This window comes from Gemmobacter caeruleus (assembly GCF_008271655.1).
Taxonomy (GTDB): Bacteria; Pseudomonadota; Alphaproteobacteria; order Rhodobacterales; family Rhodobacteraceae; genus Gemmobacter; species Gemmobacter caeruleus.
The window spans coordinates 299,205-317,517 of the sequence record NZ_VKKX01000011.1 but is presented as its reverse complement, the minus strand read 5'-3'; the positions used below and the strand labels follow the sequence as shown (position 1 = coordinate 317,517).

Sequence of the window (18,313 nt, the reverse complement as noted above, 5' to 3'; positions counted from 1 at the left end):
GCTGTCGGTGCTGCGCGCGATGTATCTGGGGCTGGCGCTCTGGGGGGCGGTGCATCCAATGCTGTGGTTCTGGCGGCATATGGAGGCCACGGGCGGCGGGCTGAAGGATGTGGTCGCCGCCTGGTCGGCCAATGCCGCCACCATCGGCCTGACCTGGGATCTGGTGATCGCCGCCTGCGCGCTCAGCCTCTGGGTCATTGCCGAAACCTGGGTGCGGCGGAACTGGATCGCGCTGCTGGTCCTGCCCGCCACCTGGGGCATCGGCCTTGCCTGTGGCCTGCCGCTTTATCTCTATCTGCGCACCGCCCCGATCCGCTGACCCGGTCGCGGATTGCGTGGCCTTGTGCTTCTGCTATTAGGCGGGACAACAGGGTTCAGGAGCCGCGCATGGATCATTTCCTCTATCGCAATGGCAGCTTGCATGCCGAGGATGTCGCGCTGAGCGAAATCGCGGCCAGTGTCGGCACGCCGTTCTACTGCTATTCCGCCGCCACGCTGACCCGCCATTACCAGCTGTTCAAAGAGGCGCTGTCGCCGCTCGACAATCTGGTCTGCTTTGCGATCAAGTCGCTGTCCAATGTCGCGGTGCTGAAGCTGCTGGGCGATCTGGGCGCCGGCATGGATGTGGTTTCGGTCGGGGAATATCTGCGCGCCAGGGCCGCCGGCGTGCCGGGCGAGCGGATCGTGTTCTCCGGCGTCGGCAAGACGCGCGAGGAAATGCGCACAGCCCTTGAGGGCGGCATCCGCCAGTTCAACCTGGAAAGCGAACCCGAGATGCGGGCGCTGTCCGAGGTGGCGGCCTCGATGGGCCTGCGCGCGCCGGTCACGGTGCGGGTGAACCCCGATGTCGATGCCAAGACCCATGAAAAGATCGCGACCGGCAAAAGCGAAAACAAGTTCGGCATCCCGATCGCCCGCGCACGCGAGGTCTATGCCGAAATCGCCCGCCTTCCGGGGCTGGAGGCCGTGGGCATCGACGTGCATATCGGCAGCCAGTTGACCGAACTGGAGCCCTTTGGCCAGGCCTTTGACAAGGTGGCCGACCTGACCGCCGCGCTGCGCGCCGATGGCCACACCATCCGCCGGCTCGATCTGGGCGGCGGGCTGGGCATCCCCTATACCCGCTCCAACGAGGCCCCGCCCCTGCCGCTGGATTACGGCGCGCTGATCAAGGAAAAGCTCGGCCATCTGGGCTGCGAGATCGAGATCGAGCCGGGGCGGCTGATTTCCGGCAATTCCGGCGTGCTGGTCAGCCGGGTGATCTATGTCAAGAACGGCGAGGGTCGCGATTTCCTGATCCTGGACGCCGCCATGAACGATCTGGTGCGCCCCTCGATGTATGGCGCGCATCACGACATCGTCGCGGTGGCCGAACCCGCCCCGGGCGCCCCTACCCAGCCCTTCGACGTGGTCGGGCCGATCTGTGAAACCGGCGATACCTTTGCCAAGGCGCGCGATCTTCCGCTGCTGGCCGAGGGCGATCTGGTGGCTTTCCGCTCGGCCGGGGCCTATGGCGCGGTCATGGCCAACGAATACAACTCGCGCCCCCTTGTGCCCGAGGTGCTTGTGCGCGACGATCACTTCGCGGTCATCCGCGCGCGTCCCGACTATGACGAGATGCTGAAACGCGATATCGTGCCGGAATGGCTGTGACACGGCCGGAAATGTGACGGAGGGCATGGAGCAGGCGACGACCCCCGAAGTGCTGCGGCGCATCCGTTGGCCCTTGCGGCTGACCTGGGCCGGGCTTTGGGCGGAGCGCCTGTCGCGGGCCTTCTGGCCGCTCTGGTCGCTGCTGATCACGACGCTCGCGCTCCTGTCATTTGGTCTGCCGGACCTTCTGCCGCTGGAGGCCGCATGGACAGCGCTGGTCGCGGTGCTGCTGGGGCTGGTCTGGGCGCTGGTCAGCGGCCTGCGCCGCTTTCGCCCGCCGCAGCGGACCGAGGCGCTGGCGCGTCTGGATGCGTCCTTGCCAGGGCAGCCGCTGTCGGCGCTGGCCGATGATCTGGCGATCGGCGGCAACGATCCCGCCGCCCGCGCGGTCTGGCAGGCGCATCGCGCCCGCATGGCCGCCCGCGCCGCCGGGGCGAAACCCGTGCGCCCCGATCTGCGGCTGGCAACGCGCGACCCGTTCGGGCTGCGCTATCTGGCGCTGACCGCGCTGGTCATGGCACTGGCCTTCGGGTCGCTCTGGCGGGTGGTCGCGGTCACCGGGCTGGCACCGGGCGCGGCCGAGGCGATGATGAACGGCCCCACATGGGAAGGCTGGGCGCAGCCGCCGCTGCATACCGGCAAGCCCGCGCTTTACCTCAATGACATTGCCGCCGGCCCGCTGGATCTGCCGCGCGGCACGCGGGTGCAGGTGCGGCTTTACGGCGAGGTCGGCACGCTCACGCTCAGCGAAACCGTCTCAGGCGCCACCACGCCGCCGCCTGCCTCGGATCTGTCGCAGAATTTCGAGGTGATGCAGGACGGCGCGATTGCGATCAACGGCCCGGGTGGGCGCGAATGGCAGGTCGTCGCGCTGAAGGATGCCGCCCCCAGCGTGCGCGTCACCGGCGAGGCCAGCCGCGAACGCGATGGCAAGATGAAGCTGCCCTTCGCGGCCGAAGACGATTTCGGCATCACCGGCGGCACGGCCACCATCACGCTGCATCTGGCGCAGGTGGACCGCCGCTACGGGCTGGCCGCCGACCCCGAACCGCGCGCCGATCTGGTGCTGGACCTGCCGCTGCCGATCAGCGGCAACCGCGCCGCCTTTGAGGATGCGCTGCGCGAGGATGTGTCGGAACATGCCTTTGCCAACCTGCCCGTGCAGGTGCGGCTGGAGGTGAAGGATGCCCAGGGGCAGACCGGCACCACGCCCCCCCTGCCGATGATCCTGCCCGGCAAACGCTTTTTCGACCCGCTGGCCGCCGCCATCATCGAGATGCGGCGCGATTTGTTGTGGAACCGCGGCAATGCCCCGCGCGCCACCCAGATCTTCAAGGCGGTCACCCATCTGCCCGATGACCTGATCCGCGACCAGAAGACCTTTGCCCGGTTGAAACAGGCCATCGCCAAGCTGGACGCCGCGCGCGCCGACCTGACGCCCGCGCTGCGTGACGAACTGGCCAAGGAGCTGTGGGAGATTGCGCTTCTGGTCGAGGAAGGCGATCTCGCCTCGGCCCGCGAACGCCTGCAACGCGCGCAGGATCGTCTGAACGAGGCGATCCGCAATGGCGCCGATATGGCGGAAATTCAGAGTCTGATGGATGAATTGCGCGCCGCGACCGAGGATTACATGCGCCTTCTGGCCGAGGAGGCCGAGCGCAACCCCGATGGCGCGCAAGGCGATCAGGGCGAGCAGATGCAGATCACCGGCGACCAGATCCAGAAGATGATGGATGAGATCCAGCGTCTGATGGAGGAGGGCAAGATGGCCGAAGCCGCCGAGGCGATGGCCATGTTGCAGCAGCTGTTGCAGAACCTTCAGATGACCGAAGGCGGCGGCGGATCGGGCGGGCCGCAGATGCCCGGCATGAAGGGCTTGCAGGAAACGCTGCGCGACCAGCAGGGCCTGTCGGACGAGGCGTTCCGCGATCTTCAGCAGGGCGATCAGGGCCAGCAGCCGGGCGAGCAAGGCCAGCCGCAGGATCAGCCGGGCGAAGGTCAGGACGGTCAGTCGCTGGCCGATCGTCAGCAGGCGTTGCGCGACCGCCTGGATCGGCTCAATCAGGGGCAATTGCCCGGTGCCGGCACCGAACGCGGCCGCGAGGGGCGTGACGCGCTGGACGAGGCCGAGCGCCGCATGCAGGAGGCCGAACGCGCCCTGCGCGACCGCGACCTGTCGGGCGCACTGGACCGGCAGGCCGAGGCGATGGATGCCATGCGTCAGGGCATGCGTGCCCTGGGCGAGGCGCAGGCCGAGGCCGACCGCCAGCAGCAGGACGGCAGCGGCGAACCCTTTGCGCAGCGCGACCCCAATGGCCAGCGCGATCCGCTGGGCCGCGAAACCGGCAATGCCGGGCGCATCGGATCGGACCGCAACCTGCTGACCGAACAGGAAGTGCAGCGCCGCGCGCAGGATTTGCTGGATGAGATCCGCCGCCGTGCCGGCGAACAGCAGCGCGCCGATTCCGAACGCGATTACCTCAAGCGGTTGCTGGAACTGTTCTGACCGGCGGCGCGGTTCAGCCCTGCACCGCCGAAACCGCGGACTGGATCATCGCATCCAGCTTCAGCCGCAGCCCGTCGATCAGAACGACATAGCTTTCCATCGGGCCCGCCAGCGCCGGCACGCTCTGCGCCAGTTTCGGGGCCGCGACGTAAAGTCCAACCAGGAGCAGCGCCAGGATCAGCATCAACCCGAAACCCAGCCGGAACCCGCTGCCGCGCCGGCCTTGCAGGACCGGGCCGTCGCCCTCGGGCTCTTCCTCGATCGCGGCGGGGCTGAGGGTGGAATTGATCTCCTCGATATCGGGCAGCAGGTCGCGCCCCTTGGAGGCCCGGGCCAGCGGCTCGGCATGTTCCTCGGCCTCATCGCTTTTCATCTGGGCGATACGGCGGGCGGCGGCCGAAGGGGCCGCCATTTCCAGCCCGAGATCGCCCTGCATTTCCAGCGCGGCACCTTCGCGGGCGCGGGCCTGTTCCTCGCGCTCGGCCTCCTCGCGCAGGACCGCCATCACCGACTCGTCCAGATTGCGCTGCGGCATTGCCGGGGCCGGCGGCGGCGCCTCGGTTGCGGGCTCGGCCCAGGCCGGCTCCTCCTCCGGCAGGCTCACTTCGGGGGGCGGCGGGGCGACCGGCTCGGGCGGGTCGAACAGCGCGGCCTCTGCGGCCTGACGCGCCAGCGCCTCGGGCGAAAGCTGATACCAGGCATGGCCGCAGGCCGAACATTGCACATCGCGCCCCTCATCGGGGATCGCATCGTCCGCCACCTCATATTGCGCATCGCAATTGGGGCATATCAGGCGCATGGGGACCGCTCCTGCCGTTCAACGGCTTGTGACTTTTGCGCGAGTCTAGCAACGATATGTTTCCGATCCAAGCCTGAGACCGGCAGGAATTTCCGTTTTGCGATGGCGGACCGTTGAATCCGCCGGGCATCCGCGCGATTGTGCGCCAAAACCGAACGGGCGCGACGGGCGCGGCCGGACGGACGGGCCGGAAGGGGTGGACCGTGATCTCGTTTGAAAATGTCGCCTACAGCTATGGCGGCGGCGAATTGCTGTCGGAAATCTCGCTGCGTCTGGCGCCGGGGTCGTTCCATTTCCTGACCGGGCCATCGGGCGCCGGCAAATCGACCTTTCTCAAGCTTTGCTATGCAGAGCTGCTGCCGACCTCTGGCCATGTCACGATCTTTGACCGCGAAGTGCGCAGCCTCAGCCGCGACGAGGTGGCGCAGACCCGCCGGCGCGTCGGCGTCGTGCATCAGAACTGCCAGTTCCTAGATCATCTGCCGCTGGCGGCCAATGTCACCCTGCCGCTGACCGTCGCCGCGCGCGAGGTGCGCAATGACGATCTGGGCGACCTGCTGACCTGGGTCGGGCTGCGGCATCTGGCCGATGCGCTGCCCCCCTCGCTGTCGGGCGGGGAACGGCAGCGCGCGGCCCTGGCCCGCGCCGTCATCATGGACCCCGAGGTGATCCTCGCGGACGAACCGACCGGCAACCTCGACTGGGAAATGTCGCTGCGGCTGCTGACCCTGCTGGTGGAGCTGAACCGCATGGGCAAGACCATCGTCATCGCTACCCATGACCTGAACCTGATCCGCCAGGCCAAGGCCCAGGTCGCCGCCCGGGTGCTGCGCATCCGCAACCGGCGCATCCAGCTGGCGGGGGCGGATCTGTGATGATGAAGCAGCTTCTCTCGCGCCTGCTGCAAGGCGACCGCCAGGCCGATCGCGTGGTGCCGCCCTCGGGACATACCGCCTGGCTCACCTCGTTCACCGCCGGGGCCATGACCTTTCTCGCGGTCTTTGCGCTGGCGCTGTCGCTCGCGGCGGGGCGCATGGCCGACCGCTGGTCCGAGGCACTGGCCCGCACCGCGACGGTGCGCATCTCGGCCCCGCCCGAACAGTTGGACCTGCAAACCCGAGTGGTGCTGGATGTCCTCTCCACCACCCCCGGTGTCGAAAGCGCCCGCGCCCTGACCGATGAGGAACAGCGCAAGCTGCTGGAGCCGTGGTTCGGCCCCGACCTGCCGGTGGAGGCGCTGCCGATTCCCCGCCTGATCGAACTGACCGAGGCGTCAGACGGCTACGATGCCGAAGGGCTGCGCCAAAGGCTCGCGGCCGAGGCACCGGGCGCGGTGCTGGATGACCATACCCGCTGGCGTCGTCCGCTGGTCAGCGCGGCGGGGCGGCTGCGGCTGCTGGGGCTGATGTCGATCCTGCTCATCGGTGGCACCATGGCCGCGATGATCACGCTGGCCGCCAATGCCGCCCTCGCCGCCAATGCGCAGGTGATCGAGGTGCTGCGCCTGGTCGGGGCGCGCGACAGCTATATCGCCCGCGCCTTCGTGCGCCGCTTTACCCTGCGCGCGCTTGGTGGCGCGCTGGCCGGGGCACTGGCGGGCATGATCGGCGTGGCGCTGCTCCCCTCGGCCGAGGCTGCGGGCGGCTTTCTTACCGGGCTGGGCTTTACCGGGGCGGGCTGGCTGCTACCGCTGCTCCTGCCCGTGATCGCCGCCGCCGTGGCCTATGCCGCCACGCGCCGCGCCGCCAATGTCAAACTGCGGGAGCTGACCTGATGCGCCAAATCCTGCCCCTGCAATGGCTGCTGTCGCTGATCTTCATCGTGCAGATGTATCTGGCGATGCTGGTGATCGGCGTGGTCTTCCTGATCCCGGCGCTGCTCGACCGCCGCCATGCCCATACCGCCTGCCGCAGCTTCTGTGCCTGGGTGCGCCTGTCGCTGGGCGCGCTCTGCGGCCTGCGGACCGAGGTGCGCGGCACCGTCCCGCAGACCGAAGTGCTGATCGCCGCCAAACACCAGAGCTTTCTCGACATCATCCTGATCTTCGGGGCGGTGCCGCGCGGCAAGTTCATCATGAAAAAGGAACTGGTCTGGGCGCCGATCCTGGGCTGGTATGCAATGCGCATCGGCTGCGTGCCGGTCGATCGCGGCAAGCGGGGTGCCGCGATCACCCGCATGATGGCCGATGTGAAATCCGGCGCCAGCCTGCCGGGCCAGTTGATCATCTACCCGCAGGGCACGCGGGTCGCGCCGGGCGTCAAGGCCCCCTACAAGGTTGGCACGGCGCTGCTTTATCAACAGCTTGGCCAGGATTGCGTGCCGGTCGCCACCAATGTCGGACTGTTCTGGCCCAAGCGCGGCATCCTGCGCCGCCCCGGCAATGCGGTGGTGGAATTCCTGCCCGCCATCGCCCACGGCCTCGACAATGCCGCCTTCATGCAGCGGCTGGAAAGCGCGGTGGAAACCGCCTCCGACCGGCTGATGGCGGAAACCGCGCGATGACCACCAGCAAGGCCACCATTGCCGCCCTGCTGGACGGTCTGGCCGAAGCCGGGCCGCTACGCGCCCGGGCGATGTTCGGGGAATATGCGCTCTATCTGGAGGACAAGGTGGTGGCGCTGGTCTGCGATGACCTGCTCTGGCTCAAGCTGCTGCCCGAAGCGCGCGCGCTGCTGCCCGATCACCCGCTGGGCGCGCCCTATCCCGGCGCGCGGCCGCATATCTGCCTGGAGGATGCGCTGGATCAGCCCGATCTGGCCGCCACGGCCCTGCGCCGCGTCGCCGCCGCATTGCCGCCCCCCAAACCGCGCAAACCGCGCCGCCGTCCCGCCTGAGGGTGCGGCCCGCAAAGGCCGGACCCGAGGCATGGCGCGCGGGCGGGGCCACCGGCCCCGGCCGCTCCGCAAGACGGGCCGCGATCAGGCCGCGAGGCCCTTGGACCCCATGTCGAGGAATTTTTGCCGCCGGTCCTTGACCAGGGCGTCGGGCTTTTTACCCGACAGTTCTTTCAGCATGGTTTCCAATGCCTTGCCGACCGCGTCGATGGTTTCCTTGCGGCCGCGCTGCGCGCCGCCCAGCGGCTCTTTCACGATGCGGTCGATCACGCCCAGCTTCTGCAAATCCTGCGCGGTCAGGCGCAGCGCCTCGGCGGCCTCGCGCATCTTCTCGGCGTCCTTCCACAGGATCGAGGCACAGCCCTCGGGCGAGATCACAGAATAGACGCTGTGTTCCAGCATGGCGATGCGGTTCGCCGTAGCAAAGGCCACCGCCCCGCCCGAACCGCCCTCGCCGATGATGATCGAGATCAGCGGCACGCCGATTTGCAGGCATTTCTCGGTGGACCGCGCGATGGCCTCGGCCTGGCCGCGCTCCTCGGCGCCCTTGCCGGGATAGGCGCCGGGCGTATCGACCAGCGTCACCACCGGCAGGCCGAAACGGTCGGCCATGTCCATCAGACGGATCGCCTTGCGATAGCCTTCGGGCCGCGCCATGCCGAAATTGCGTTCGATCCGGCTTTTGGTGTCATTGCCCTTTTCATGGCCGATGATCACGACCGGCTGGTCGTTGAACCGCGCCAGCCCGCCCATGATCGCATGATCGTCGGCAAAGGCGCGGTCGCCCGCCAGGGGGGTGTATTCGCTGAACAGCGCGTCGATGTAATCCTTGCAATGCGGCCGGTCGGGGTGCCGCGCGACCTGGCATTTCCGCCAGGGCGTCAGATCCTTGTAGAGATCGCGCAGCAGGGTTTCCGCCTTGCGGTCCAGCGCGGCGGCCTCTTTCTCGACATCCATTTCCGCATTGGAGCGGGCCATCGCCCGAAGCTCCTCGGCCTTGCCCTCGATCTCGGCCAGCGGCTTTTCGAATTCGAGATAATTCATCGGCAACTCCTCAACAGGCGCGGGTGCGGGCGCGTGGCGCCAGACGGCTTCCTATATGGCCGCCGCGCGACAAAGATGCAACTCGGCATGATGGCAGGGCAGCGACAGGCCGCGCCGGAAACGGCAACGCCCCGCAGTTTGGGCTGCGGGGCGTGCTCCTCCCGTGATGCCGCCGGGGGCCTCCTCTCCCCGCTGGCGGCGCGGGTATCGTTTCGAGAACGATCAATTTTCGTGCTATCGCCCCTGAAGCCTGCGCCTTTGCCGGGCAATCTGTCAACGAATATTTACACGCCCGCCGCAATCATCTCGGCCTGACGGACGATGACTTCGGCCTGCTTGATCGAGGCGATATCGACCAGACGCCCCTTGTAGACCGTCGCCCCCTCGCCCCGGGCCTTGGCGGCCTCCATGGCGGCGAGGATCTCGCGCGCCTCGGCCACGGCGGCGTCGGAAGGGGTGAAGACCTCATTGGCCAGCGCGATCTGCTTGGGATGGATCGCCCATTTGCCCACCATGCCCAGCGTGGCCGAGCGGCGGGCCTGGGCGCGATAGCCCTCATCGTCGCTGAAATCGCCGAAGGGGCCATCGACCGGCAGCACGCCATGGGTGCGGCAGGCTGCGACGATGGCCGCCTGCGCCCAATGCCACGGGTCGGACCAGTGCTTCACGCCCTCGCGCAGCATGTAGTAGTTTTCCTGCGTGCCGCCGATGCCGGTGGTCTGCATCCCCATGCTGGCCGCGAAATCGGCGGCGCCCAGGCTCATCGCCTGCAAGCGCAGGCTGGAGGCGGCGATTTCCTCGACATGGGCGATGCCGGCAGCCGATTCGATGATGACCTCGAAACTGATCGGTTTCGCCCGTCCCTTGGCGCGCTCGATCGCCGTCACCAGCGCATCCACCGCATAGACATCGGCGGCGCAGCCCACCTTGGGGATCATGATCTGGTCCAGCCGGTCGCCGGTCTGTTCCAGCAGATCGACGACATCGCGATACCAGAACGGGGTGTCCAGCCCGTTGATCCGCACCGAAAGGGTCTTGCGACCCCAATCCAGCGTGTTCACCGCCTCGATGATATTGGCGCGCGCCTGATCCTTGTCGGAGGGCGCCACCGAATCCTCCAGATCGAGGTTGATGACATCCGCCGCCGAGGCCGCCATCTTTTCAAACAGCGCGGGGCGCGAGCCGGGGCCAAACAGTTGGCAACGGTTCGGGCGGGCGGGGGCGGCAGGCTGGATACGGAAGCTCATCGGCGTCTCTCGGCAAGGAAATTTCAGCGATTGCTGCGATTGCGATATTATGTTGCGCACGCGAAATCAAGCGCGATTTGCACCCGCAGCATGGCTGCTGCGCGGCAGAAACACCCCATTGCCGCTTGACGCGCCCGCCCCGCTGCCGCAAACCGCCTTGCAATCAAGGGCTGCGCAAAGGGGATCGCGTGATGAGCCGCACCGTTTATGTCAATGGCGACTGGCTGCCGGAAGCCGAAGCGAAGGTGTCGGTCTTTGACCGCGGCTTCCTGATGGCCGATGGCGTCTATGAGGTGACCAGCGTGCTGGACGGCAAGCTGATCGACTTTGCCGGCCATTGCACCCGCCTGGACCGCAGCCTGTCCGAGCTGGAAATGACCAACCCCCATTCCGATGACGAATGGCTGGAGATTTTTCGCCAGATCGTCGCCAGGAACGCGATCAGCGACGGCATGGTCTATCTGCAAGTCACCCGCGGCAATCCGGGCGACCGCGATTTCGCCTATCCGCCGGCCGACCTTCCGCCGACCGTGGTGCTGTTTACCCAGTCGAAGCCCGGCCTGGCCGACAGCCCGGCGGCCAAGACCGGCTGGCGCGTGATCTCGGTGCCCGATATCCGCTGGCACCGCCGCGACATCAAGACGGTGCAGTTGCTTTATCCCTCCATGGCCAAGATGGCGGCCAAGAAGGCCGGTGTCGATGATGCCTGGCTGGTCGAGGACGGGTTCGTGACCGAGGGCACCTCGAACAACGCCTATATCGTCAAGGGCAACAAGATCATCACCCGCGCGCTGTCGTCGGACATCCTGCACGGCATCACCCGCGCCTCGGTGCTGCGTTTCGCCAAGGAAGCGCAGATGGAGGTCGAGGAGCGCAATTTCACCATCGCCGAAGCGCAAGCCGCCGACGAGGCCTTCATTACCTCGGCCAGCGCCTTTGTCATGCCGGTGGTGGAGATTGACGGCACCGCTCTTTCGGACGGCAAGGTCGGCCGCGTCGCCACCCGGATGCGCGAGATCTATCTGGACGAGATGCGCAAGGCCGCGCTCTGACGCCCCGCCGGGCGCCCGGGACCGGGCGCCCGCCTACAGCCCCGCCAGCACCTCTTGCAGCATCGGCGCCAGGCGCAGCGCCCAGGCCTCTTGCTGGGCCTCGGTCGCGATCAGGTCGTTGCGCAATTCGATCAGCGTATTGTGTCGCCCCGGCTGCAAAGCGTGCCGGTCGATGGCATCACCCGGCAAATGGCCGGAATAGGGCTGGTTATCCCCCACGCACAAATCCGCTTCGGCCTGAAGCCGCGCAATCAGCGGGCGCGAAAGCCGCTCATCCAGATGGCTATAGAGGATGCCGATCTGCCAGGGCCGTGGCCGGCGCCCGCGCAGGCAGGGGGTAAAGCTGTGAATCGCCACGATCACCGTATCGTCGCGCCGCGCCGCCAGTTCGGTCAGCGCGCGGTGATAGGGATGATAGAGCATCGCCATGCGGCGATCCCGCTCCGCCGCGTCGGCATGGCGATTGCCGGGGATGATCGTGCCGTCATACAGCTTCATCAGCAGGGTCGGATCGTCCTCGCCCCGGTTCGGGTCGATCACCAGACGCGAGAAATCGGAACAGATGACCGGGCTGTCCAGCGCGCGCCCGAGCGCCCGCGCCACCCCCGCCGCCCCCGGATCCCAGGCGATATGGCGGGCCATGTCGGCCGGGTCGATGCCCAGCGTGCCGCCATTCACCTCGGGCGGGACACGGTTCGTCGCGTGGTCACAGGTCACCAGCCAGCGGCCCGGCCGGTCGGCCCCGTCGATCTGCAAGGGGGGATGTGTCATCAGCGCGTCACCTTTTGCCCGAAGTGTTAGGCCATGACCGGACCGAACGGAATCCTGAAAACCACGATATCGGACAAAGACCGCCGTTTTCCCGCTTTGCCGCTGGACGCAGGGGGGTAAAAACGCGTATGTTACCGCTAACACCGTTATCGCTAACGCCGCGCAGATTGCCGCAGGGTCCGATATCGGCCATAAGGGCGCTGGCCCGCCAGACACGAGACAAGGAACCGCAGCATGAGACGGATGCGCAACGTAAAGATCGTGGCCACGCTTGGCCCGGCCTCCTCGGATTATGCCATGATCCGCGGGCTGTTCGAGGCGGGGGCCGATGTGTTCCGCCTGAACATGAGCCACGGCACCCATGAGGATATCCGCGCCCGGCACGAGATCATCCGCAAGGTCGAGGCCGATCTGGACCGCCCGATCGCGATTCTGGCCGACCTTCAGGGGCCGAAACTGCGCGTCGGCACCTTTGCCGCCGGCGCCGCCGACCTGGAAGAAGGCCAGAGCTTCCGCTTTGACCTCGACCCGACCCCGGGCGAAGGCCATCGCGTGAACCTGCCGCACCCCGAGATTTTCGCGGCCCTCGAGGCCGGCTCCACCCTGCTGGTCAATGACGGCAAGCTGCGCCTGCGCGTCGATAGCTGCGGCAAGGATTTCGCCGATTGCACCGTGATCGTGGGTGGCACCATCTCCAACCGCAAGGGCGTGAACGTGCCCGACGTGCTGCTGCCGCTGGCCGCGCTGTCGCAAAAAGACCGGGTCGATCTGGAATTTGCCTGCCAACTGGGCGTGGACTGGCTGGCGCTCAGCTTCGTGCAGCGCCCCGAGGATGTGATCGAGGCCCGCGCCCTGGCCAATGGCCGCGCCGCGATTCTGGCCAAGATCGAGAAACCCGCCGCCGTGAAGACTTATGATGCCATCCTGGCCGTGGCGGACGGGATCATGGTCGCGCGTGGCGATCTGGGGGTGGAGCTGCCAGTCCATGCTGTGCCGCCGATCCAGAAGCAACTGGTGCGCAAGGCGCGCGCCGCGGCCAAGCCGGTGATCGTGGCGACGCAGATGCTCGAATCCATGATCGAAAGCCCGGTGCCCACCCGGGCCGAGGTGTCGGACGTGGCGACCGCGATCTATGAAGGCGCCGATGCGGTGATGCTCTCGGCCGAAAGCGCCGCGGGCAAATTCCCGATCGAGGCCGTGAACACCATGAACAACGTGGCGATCAGCGTCGAAAGCGATGCGACCTATCGCGACATCATCGAGGCCAGCCGCCGCGTGACGCGCAAGACCGTGGCCGACGGCATCGTCGCCGCCGCGCGCGAAATCGCCGAGGCCGCCGATATCAAGGCGATCTGCTGCTTCAGCCAGTCGGGCACCACGGTCAGCCTGGTCGCCCGCGAACGGCCACGCGTGCCGATCATCGGCCTGACGCCGCTGCAATCGACCGCGCGTCGGCTCTGCCTGACCTGGGGCGCCCATTGCGCCATCACCGAGGAGCAGGAACGCTTCAAGGGCGCCGTCATCTCGGCCGTGCGCGCCGCGCGCACCTATGGCTTTGCCGAAGCGACGGATCAGATCGTGGTCACCGCGGGCGTGCCGTTCAACGTGCCGGGCACGACGAACATCCTGCGCGTCGCCCCCTGTGACGAGCGGTTGATTCACCGCGCCGAAGCGGAGTAACCTTACCCCGGGGCAAGCGGGGGGCGCGTGGTGAATACCGATCTCTATCTGGTCTTCGGCATCATCCTGTGCGGATTGGCCGTGCCTTCGGTGTTGTCGGCCATCATCGATTCCCGCGCGCCCCGGGCCGCCGCCATCGTCGCCATGATCGGCGTGGGCCTTGTGGCCATCGCCTATCAGAAAAAGCCCGGCGGCTATGAATTGCGCGATATTCCCAATGCCTTCTACCGGGTGATCGGGAATATCCGCCTCTAGGCCCTGAACCGGGCTTGCACTTTTCCCAAAGCGGCCCTATACGGCCCGCTCTATCCCCGCGCGACCGGCCGGTGTGGCATTGCCGAGTCGCGCGTTCACCCTCAACGAGGAGATGGAAATGCCCAAGATGAAGACCAAATCGGCAGCCAAGAAGCGTTTCAGCTTCACGGCTTCCGGTCGTGTGAAGGCCGGCCCGGCGGGCAAGCGTCACGGCATGATCAAGCGCACGACGAAATTCGTCCGCGACGCATCGGGTGCGATGATCCTGTGCGAAAGCGACGCGAAGATCGTCAAGAAATACATGCCCTACGACCGCTGAGGAGCCTGAAACATGTCCCGCGTCAAATCCGGTAAGGTGACCCACGCCCGTCACCGCAAGGTGATCAAGCAGGCGAAAGGCTACTATGCCGCCCGCTCGACCAATTTCCGCACCGCCACGCAGGCGGTGGACAAGGCGAACCAATACGCCACCCGCGACCGCAAGACCCGCAAGCGCAACTTCCGCGCCCTGTGGATCCAGCGGATCAACGCGGCCGTGCGTCTGTTCGACCTGGAACTGACCTATTCGCGTTTCATCAACGGTCTGGCGAAAGCCGGCATCGAGGTGGACCGCAAGGTTCTGGCCGACCTGGCCGTACACGAGCCCGAGGCGTTCAACGCCATCGCCGCGCAGGCCAAGGCCGCGCTGGCCGCCTGATCCGTCAGGCACGAACTGCCCAAAGGCCCCGCTTCGGCGGGGCCTTTTGCTTTGTCCAGGCCCGATGTTATCGCAAACATGCACTTTCCCTTTGCCCTGACCGTCGTTTCGATGCATCGCAGGGTTGAGAGCCTCATGGATCGCTGCATTGGCCCTGCCCGATCCGCCAGCCAGAGGGACAAGGCATGACAGCACTGATCGGATTTCTGAACACAATCTTCTGGGGCTATGTCCTCATATACGGGCTGCTGGCCGTCGGCGCCTATTTCACCATCCGCCTTGGCTTTGTGCAGTTTCGCCACTTCCCCGAAATGTTCCGCTGCGTGATCGGCTCTGGCGCGCAGGATCGTGCCGGGATCTCGCCATTTCAGGCGCTGACGGTCAGCCTCGCCTCGCGCGTGGGCACCGGCAATATCGCGGGCGTCGCGGTCGCGCTGTATCTGGGCGGGCCGGGCGCGATTTTCTGGATGTGGATGGTGGCGCTGGTCGGCATGGCGACCGCCTATGCCGAAAGCACGCTGGCCCAGCTTTACAAGACCCATGGCGAGGGCGGCATCTATCGCGGCGGCCCGGCCTTCTACATCGCGCGCGGCCTGGGCCTGCCCTGGCTGGGTGCCATCTTTTCGGTCTGTCTGATCCTGTCCTTCGGGCTGGTCTTCAACGCCGTGCAGGCCAATTCCATCGCCGATGCGTTCCAGGGCGCCTTCGGCGTGCCGAAGCTGGCGACCGGCCTCGGCCTTGCTGTGCTGACCGGCATCGTGATCTTTGGCGGTATCCGCCAGATCGCCCGCGTCGCGGAATATGTCGTGCCCTTCATGGCCGGCGCCTATCTGCTGCTGGCAATCTGGGTGCTGCTGACCAATATCGCCGCCGTGCCGGGCGTTCTAGCCACGATATTTGCCAGCGCCTTCGGCTTTGGTCCTGCGGCGGGGGGCGTGGCGGGCGGCATCGCCGCGGCGGCGCTGAACGGCATCAAGCGCGGCCTTTTCTCGAACGAGGCCGGCATGGGCTCGGCGCCCAATATCGCGGCCACCGCCAGCCCCGACCCGCACCACCCGTCCAGCCAGGGCTTCGTGCAGGCGCTTGGCGTCTTTATCGACACGCTGCTGGTCTGCACGGCGACCGCGATCATGATCCTGCTTTCGGGCGTGCTGGACCCGACCAATGGCGTCACCGGCACCGCACTGACCCAGGCGGCGCTGACCCATCACTTCGGCAGCTTCGGCGCGACCTTCGTGGCGATCGCGATCTTCTTCTTCGCCTTCACCTCGATCATCGGCAATTACGCCTATTGCGAAAGCGCGATGGACTTTCTGGGTCTGGGCAAACGCGGCCCGATCACCGGGTTGCGCAGCCTTGTGCTGCTGATGGTGATCTGGGGCGCCTTGCAGGCCGTGGCGACGGTCTTTGACTTTGCCGATGCCTCGATGGGGCTGATGGCCACGATCAACCTGATCGCCATCGTCGCGCTTTCGGGTATCGTCGTCACGCTGACCCGCGATTATGTCGCACAGCGCAAGGCCGGCAAGCTGCCGCACTTCCACATTGCGCAGCATCCGGGCCTGGCCAAGGGTGTCGAGGCGGAAATCTGGAAATGACCGCGGGGGGCCTTCGGGCCCCCTGCCCCCCCTCTGCGCTTGCAAATCCGCCCCCGCGCGGCTAGCTACCGGGACCAGACGACCGGAGGCGCGAGATGGAACTGACCGAACTGCGTGGCAAGTATATCGAGGCCGTGGCCAAGGCCGCCGACGAGAGCGCACTGGAAGAGGTGCGGATCGCCGCCCTGGGCAAGAAAGGCGAGATTTCCGCGCTGATGGCGACGCTGGGCAAGATGGAGCCCGAGGCCCGCAAGGCCGCCGGCGCCGCGATGAACGTGGTCAAGGACGAGATCGACGCCGCGCTGCGCGCCCGCAAGGTGGCGCTGGCCGATGCGGCCCTGGACGAGCGTCTGAAATCCGAATGGCTGGATGTCACGCTGCCCGGCCGGCCCCGCCGCATGGGCACCATCCACCCGGTTTCGCAGGTGATGGATGAACTGACCGCGATCTTTGCCGATATGGGCTTTGCGGTGGCCGAAGGCCCGCAGGTCGAAAGCGACTGGTATAATTTCGACGCGCTGAACATCCCGCCCGAACATCCGGCGCGGCAGGAACATGACACCTTCTTCATGCACCGCGCCGAGGGCGACGCCCGCCCGCCGCATGTGCTGCGCACCCATACCAGCCCGGTGCAGATCCGCGCCATGACCGAACAGGGTGCCCCGATCCGCGTCATCGCGCCGGGCCGCGTCTATCGCATGGACATGGACCAGACCCATACCCCGATGTTCCATCAGGTCGAGGGGCTGGCGATCGACCGCGATATTTCCATGGCCAACCTGAAATGGACGCTGGAGGAATTCTGCCGCGCGTTCTTTGAGGTGGACAAGGTGGAGCTGCGCTTCCGCGCCAGCCACTTCCCCTTTACCGAACCCTCGGCCGAGGTGGATATCCGCTATTCCAATGTCGGCGGCCAGTTGAAGATCGGCGAGGGCGACAAGTGGATGGAGATCCTCGGTTCCGGCATGGTGCATCCCAAGGTGTTGGCCGCCGCCGGGGTGAACCCGGATCAATGGCAGGGCTTTGCCTTTGGCATGGGCATCGACCGCATCGCCATGCTGAAATACGGCATCCCCGACCTGCGCGCCTTCTTCGAGGCCGATCTGCGCTGGCTGCGCCATTACGGCTTTGCCGCGCTTGACCTGCCCGATCTGGCAGGTGGCCTGAGCCGCTGATGCGAAAGGGCGCCCGCGGGCGCCCTTTTCCATTTCAGATGATGAAGATATCGGCCGCTGTCAGTGCCGCGCCATCGCGCAGGTCGGCGACCAGCATCTTGGACGCCGCCCCGGTGCCATCGGCATCATACCAGAGCCGCCCGGTGGATTGCTGATAGATCAACCGGTCGCCGGCATCCTGTGCCGCAGTGCCGGTGACGAACTGCGCCTTGCGCAGCGCGCCGGTATAGGCAAAGCCGGTGAAGGCGTCATTGTCGAAATGCAGCGCATCGGCACGCGCGTCGAAATCCTTGATCACATCGCGATTCGTGCTGCCGCGCGCGACAAAGACAAAGATATCGGCCCCGGCGCCGCCGGCCAGCGTGTCGATCCCGGTGCCGCCAATCAGCACATCGGCCCCGCCGCCGCCATTGATGCTGTCGGCCCCCGCCTCGCCCAGCAGCCGGTCATTGCCGGTATCGCCGTTCAGCCGATCCTGCCCCAGCCCGCCAAAAAGCGTGTCATTGCCCGCGCCGCCGCTGATCGTGTCCGACCCGGCATAGCCGCGCACCAGATCGGCGCCGGCAAAGGCATTCACCCGGTCGGTGCCATCGGTCGCACTGATCTGGTCATTCCCGCCCAGCATCAGCCGGTTCAGCAGCGTCCAGTTGCTCTGGAACACCGCGTTGGCCAGATCGGGGGCGCCAACGGACAGCTTGCTCCAGTCCAGCATGGTGGCGCCGTTGAAGGTGATGGTGATGCGGCTGACCGTGCCCGCCGTGACGCCGGTCAGCACCCCGCCGGAAAAGCTGTAGCTCAACCCCGAGCCGAAAAAGGTGACCACATCGCCCTCGTCCCGAAAGGCGAGCCGCGTGCTGCTTGAGGTGACGATGTCAAAGTCGAAAAGTTCCGAAAAGGCCGAAGTCGAAACCATTTCGACCCCATCCACGCCGCGTGCAAATTTGATGACAGACATATAATTACCTTATCTTTCATACAGTTGAACAGGAACGCACGCCGCGG

The 18,313-nt window shown here is 66.6% G+C and carries 19 protein-coding genes; 14 read left to right on the top strand and 5 right to left on the bottom strand.

Translation table 11 applies throughout. The features are described 5' to 3' along the window. Window position 1: 1 nt before the first annotated feature. The 3 genes from FOA17_RS03950 (at window position 2) to FOA17_RS03940 (ending at window position 4,159) form a co-directional block, all read left to right on the top strand. Window positions 2-319: a DUF2834 domain-containing protein gene (locus tag FOA17_RS03950; protein WP_149140628.1), complete on the top strand. Its 318-nt coding sequence runs from the start codon at window positions 2-4 to the stop codon at window positions 317-319. 68 nt (window positions 320-387) lie between these two features. Further along, the gene (gene lysA / locus FOA17_RS03945; RefSeq protein ID WP_149140180.1) at window positions 388-1,653 is read left to right on the top strand and encodes a diaminopimelate decarboxylase; all 1,266 of its coding nucleotides are present in this window, start codon (window positions 388-390) and stop codon (window positions 1,651-1,653) included. A 25-nt stretch (window positions 1,654-1,678) separates the two neighbouring features. Next, window positions 1,679-4,159 (top strand): DUF4175 domain-containing protein, encoded by a 2,481-nt coding sequence (locus FOA17_RS03940; protein WP_149140179.1) that lies wholly within the window; start codon window positions 1,679-1,681, stop codon window positions 4,157-4,159. A gap of 13 nt (window positions 4,160-4,172) precedes the next feature. Here FOA17_RS03940 and FOA17_RS03935 read toward each other — a convergent pair whose 3' ends face one another. Next, window positions 4,173-4,958, bottom strand: coding sequence for a zinc-ribbon domain-containing protein (locus FOA17_RS03935; RefSeq protein WP_149140178.1), 786 nt, complete (start codon window positions 4,956-4,958; stop codon window positions 4,173-4,175). A 203-nt stretch (window positions 4,959-5,161) separates the two neighbouring features. On the opposite strand from FOA17_RS03935, the gene FOA17_RS03930 reads away from it, so the two are divergent. From FOA17_RS03930 to FOA17_RS03915, 4 genes are read left to right on the top strand one after another with little or no spacing between them, the layout of a single operon-like run. Further along, on the top strand, window positions 5,162-5,833 hold the full coding sequence (locus FOA17_RS03930; RefSeq protein WP_149140177.1) for a cell division ATP-binding protein FtsE: 672 nt from the start codon (window positions 5,162-5,164) through the stop codon (window positions 5,831-5,833). Between the two features lie 2 nt (window positions 5,834-5,835). Next, window positions 5,836-6,732 (top strand): cell division protein FtsX, encoded by an 897-nt coding sequence (locus FOA17_RS03925; RefSeq protein WP_162528163.1) that lies wholly within the window; start codon window positions 5,836-5,838, stop codon window positions 6,730-6,732. Continuing rightward, window positions 6,732-7,460 (top strand): lysophospholipid acyltransferase family protein, encoded by a 729-nt coding sequence (locus tag FOA17_RS03920; RefSeq protein WP_149140175.1) that lies wholly within the window; start codon window positions 6,732-6,734, stop codon window positions 7,458-7,460. Before FOA17_RS03925 ends, FOA17_RS03920 begins: the two co-directional genes overlap by 1 nt. Then, entirely contained in the window at window positions 7,457-7,792 is a 336-nt protein-coding gene (locus tag FOA17_RS03915) for a TfoX/Sxy family protein (protein ID WP_149140174.1), read from the top strand. The genes FOA17_RS03920 and FOA17_RS03915 overlap by 4 nt, the downstream gene beginning before the upstream one ends. 84 nt (window positions 7,793-7,876) lie before the next feature. Here the strand turns inward: FOA17_RS03915 and FOA17_RS03910 are convergent, their stop codons facing one another. Continuing rightward, a complete protein-coding gene (locus FOA17_RS03910) occupies window positions 7,877-8,836 on the bottom strand; it encodes an acetyl-CoA carboxylase carboxyltransferase subunit alpha (RefSeq protein WP_149140173.1) in 960 nt (319 codons plus the stop codon). Between the two features lie 284 nt (window positions 8,837-9,120). Continuing rightward, entirely contained in the window at window positions 9,121-10,083 is a 963-nt protein-coding gene (locus FOA17_RS03905) for an L-malyl-CoA/beta-methylmalyl-CoA lyase (protein WP_149140172.1), read from the bottom strand. A 191-nt stretch (window positions 10,084-10,274) separates the two neighbouring features. Between FOA17_RS03905 and FOA17_RS03900 the strand changes: the two genes are divergently transcribed. Continuing rightward, on the top strand, window positions 10,275-11,135 hold the full coding sequence (locus FOA17_RS03900; protein ID WP_149140171.1) for a D-amino-acid transaminase: 861 nt from the start codon (window positions 10,275-10,277) through the stop codon (window positions 11,133-11,135). A 33-nt stretch (window positions 11,136-11,168) separates the two neighbouring features. On the opposite strand, the gene FOA17_RS03895 is transcribed toward FOA17_RS03900, so the two are convergent. Beyond that, on the bottom strand, window positions 11,169-11,906 hold the full coding sequence (locus FOA17_RS03895; protein WP_149140170.1) for an N-formylglutamate amidohydrolase: 738 nt from the start codon (window positions 11,904-11,906) through the stop codon (window positions 11,169-11,171). 234 nt (window positions 11,907-12,140) lie between these two features. On the opposite strand from FOA17_RS03895, the gene pyk reads away from it, so the two are divergent. The 6 genes from pyk (at window position 12,141) to pheS (ending at window position 17,311) form a co-directional block, all read left to right on the top strand. Next, entirely contained in the window at window positions 12,141-13,586 is a 1,446-nt protein-coding gene (gene pyk, locus FOA17_RS03890; protein WP_149140169.1) for a pyruvate kinase, read from the top strand. A 27-nt stretch (window positions 13,587-13,613) separates the two neighbouring features. Beyond that, complete coding sequence (locus tag FOA17_RS03885) at window positions 13,614-13,841, top strand: hypothetical protein (RefSeq protein ID WP_338029098.1); 228 nt, start codon at window positions 13,614-13,616, stop codon at window positions 13,839-13,841. A gap of 118 nt (window positions 13,842-13,959) precedes the next feature. Then, window positions 13,960-14,160 carry a 50S ribosomal protein L35 gene (gene rpmI / locus FOA17_RS03880; protein WP_149140168.1) on the top strand — a complete coding sequence of 67 codons (201 nt, stop codon included), beginning with the start codon at window positions 13,960-13,962 and terminating at the stop codon, window positions 14,158-14,160. Window positions 14,161-14,172: 12 nt separating this feature from the next. Continuing rightward, a complete protein-coding gene (rplT, locus tag FOA17_RS03875) occupies window positions 14,173-14,538 on the top strand; it encodes a 50S ribosomal protein L20 (RefSeq protein WP_149140167.1) in 366 nt (121 codons plus the stop codon). 185 nt (window positions 14,539-14,723) lie between these two features. Further along, complete coding sequence (locus FOA17_RS03870; protein ID WP_149140166.1) at window positions 14,724-16,136, top strand: alanine/glycine:cation symporter family protein; 1,413 nt, start codon at window positions 14,724-14,726, stop codon at window positions 16,134-16,136. A gap of 95 nt (window positions 16,137-16,231) precedes the next feature. Next, a complete protein-coding gene (gene pheS, locus FOA17_RS03865) occupies window positions 16,232-17,311 on the top strand; it encodes a phenylalanine--tRNA ligase subunit alpha (RefSeq protein ID WP_149140165.1) in 1,080 nt (359 codons plus the stop codon). Between the two features lie 34 nt (window positions 17,312-17,345). On the opposite strand, the gene FOA17_RS20285 is transcribed toward pheS, so the two are convergent. Then, window positions 17,346-18,266 carry a calcium-binding protein gene (locus tag FOA17_RS20285; RefSeq protein WP_149140164.1) on the bottom strand — a complete coding sequence of 307 codons (921 nt, stop codon included), beginning with the start codon at window positions 18,264-18,266 and terminating at the stop codon, window positions 17,346-17,348. Window positions 18,267-18,313 lie beyond the last annotated feature (47 nt).

Excerpts from the sequence above, each read along its gene's own strand:
- lysA (WP_149140180.1), top strand. The coding sequence starts at position 388 with ATGGATCATTTCCTCTATCGCAATGGCAGCTTGCATGCCGAGGATGTC.
- FOA17_RS03940 (WP_149140179.1), top strand. The coding sequence starts at position 1,679 with ATGGAGCAGGCGACGACCCCCGAAGTGCTGCGGCGCATCCGTTGGCCC.
- FOA17_RS03935 (WP_149140178.1), bottom strand. The coding sequence starts at position 4,958 with ATGCGCCTGATATGCCCCAATTGCGATGCGCAATATGAGGTGGCGGAC.
- FOA17_RS03925 (WP_162528163.1), top strand. The coding sequence starts at position 5,836 with ATGAAGCAGCTTCTCTCGCGCCTGCTGCAAGGCGACCGCCAGGCCGAT.
- FOA17_RS03920 (WP_149140175.1), top strand. The coding sequence starts at position 6,732 with ATGCGCCAAATCCTGCCCCTGCAATGGCTGCTGTCGCTGATCTTCATC.
- FOA17_RS03915 (WP_149140174.1), top strand. The coding sequence starts at position 7,457 with ATGACCACCAGCAAGGCCACCATTGCCGCCCTGCTGGACGGTCTGGCC.
- FOA17_RS03910 (WP_149140173.1), bottom strand. The coding sequence starts at position 8,836 with ATGAATTATCTCGAATTCGAAAAGCCGCTGGCCGAGATCGAGGGCAAG.
- FOA17_RS03905 (WP_149140172.1), bottom strand. The coding sequence starts at position 10,083 with ATGAGCTTCCGTATCCAGCCTGCCGCCCCCGCCCGCCCGAACCGTTGC.
- FOA17_RS03900 (WP_149140171.1), top strand. The coding sequence starts at position 10,275 with ATGAGCCGCACCGTTTATGTCAATGGCGACTGGCTGCCGGAAGCCGAA.
- FOA17_RS03895 (WP_149140170.1), bottom strand. The coding sequence starts at position 11,906 with ATGACACATCCCCCCTTGCAGATCGACGGGGCCGACCGGCCGGGCCGC.
- pyk (WP_149140169.1), top strand. The coding sequence starts at position 12,141 with ATGAGACGGATGCGCAACGTAAAGATCGTGGCCACGCTTGGCCCGGCC.
- rpmI (WP_149140168.1), top strand. The coding sequence starts at position 13,960 with ATGCCCAAGATGAAGACCAAATCGGCAGCCAAGAAGCGTTTCAGCTTC.
- rplT (WP_149140167.1), top strand. The coding sequence starts at position 14,173 with ATGTCCCGCGTCAAATCCGGTAAGGTGACCCACGCCCGTCACCGCAAG.
- FOA17_RS03870 (WP_149140166.1), top strand. The coding sequence starts at position 14,724 with ATGACAGCACTGATCGGATTTCTGAACACAATCTTCTGGGGCTATGTC.
- pheS (WP_149140165.1), top strand. The coding sequence starts at position 16,232 with ATGGAACTGACCGAACTGCGTGGCAAGTATATCGAGGCCGTGGCCAAG.
- FOA17_RS20285 (WP_149140164.1), bottom strand. The coding sequence starts at position 18,266 with ATGTCTGTCATCAAATTTGCACGCGGCGTGGATGGGGTCGAAATGGTT.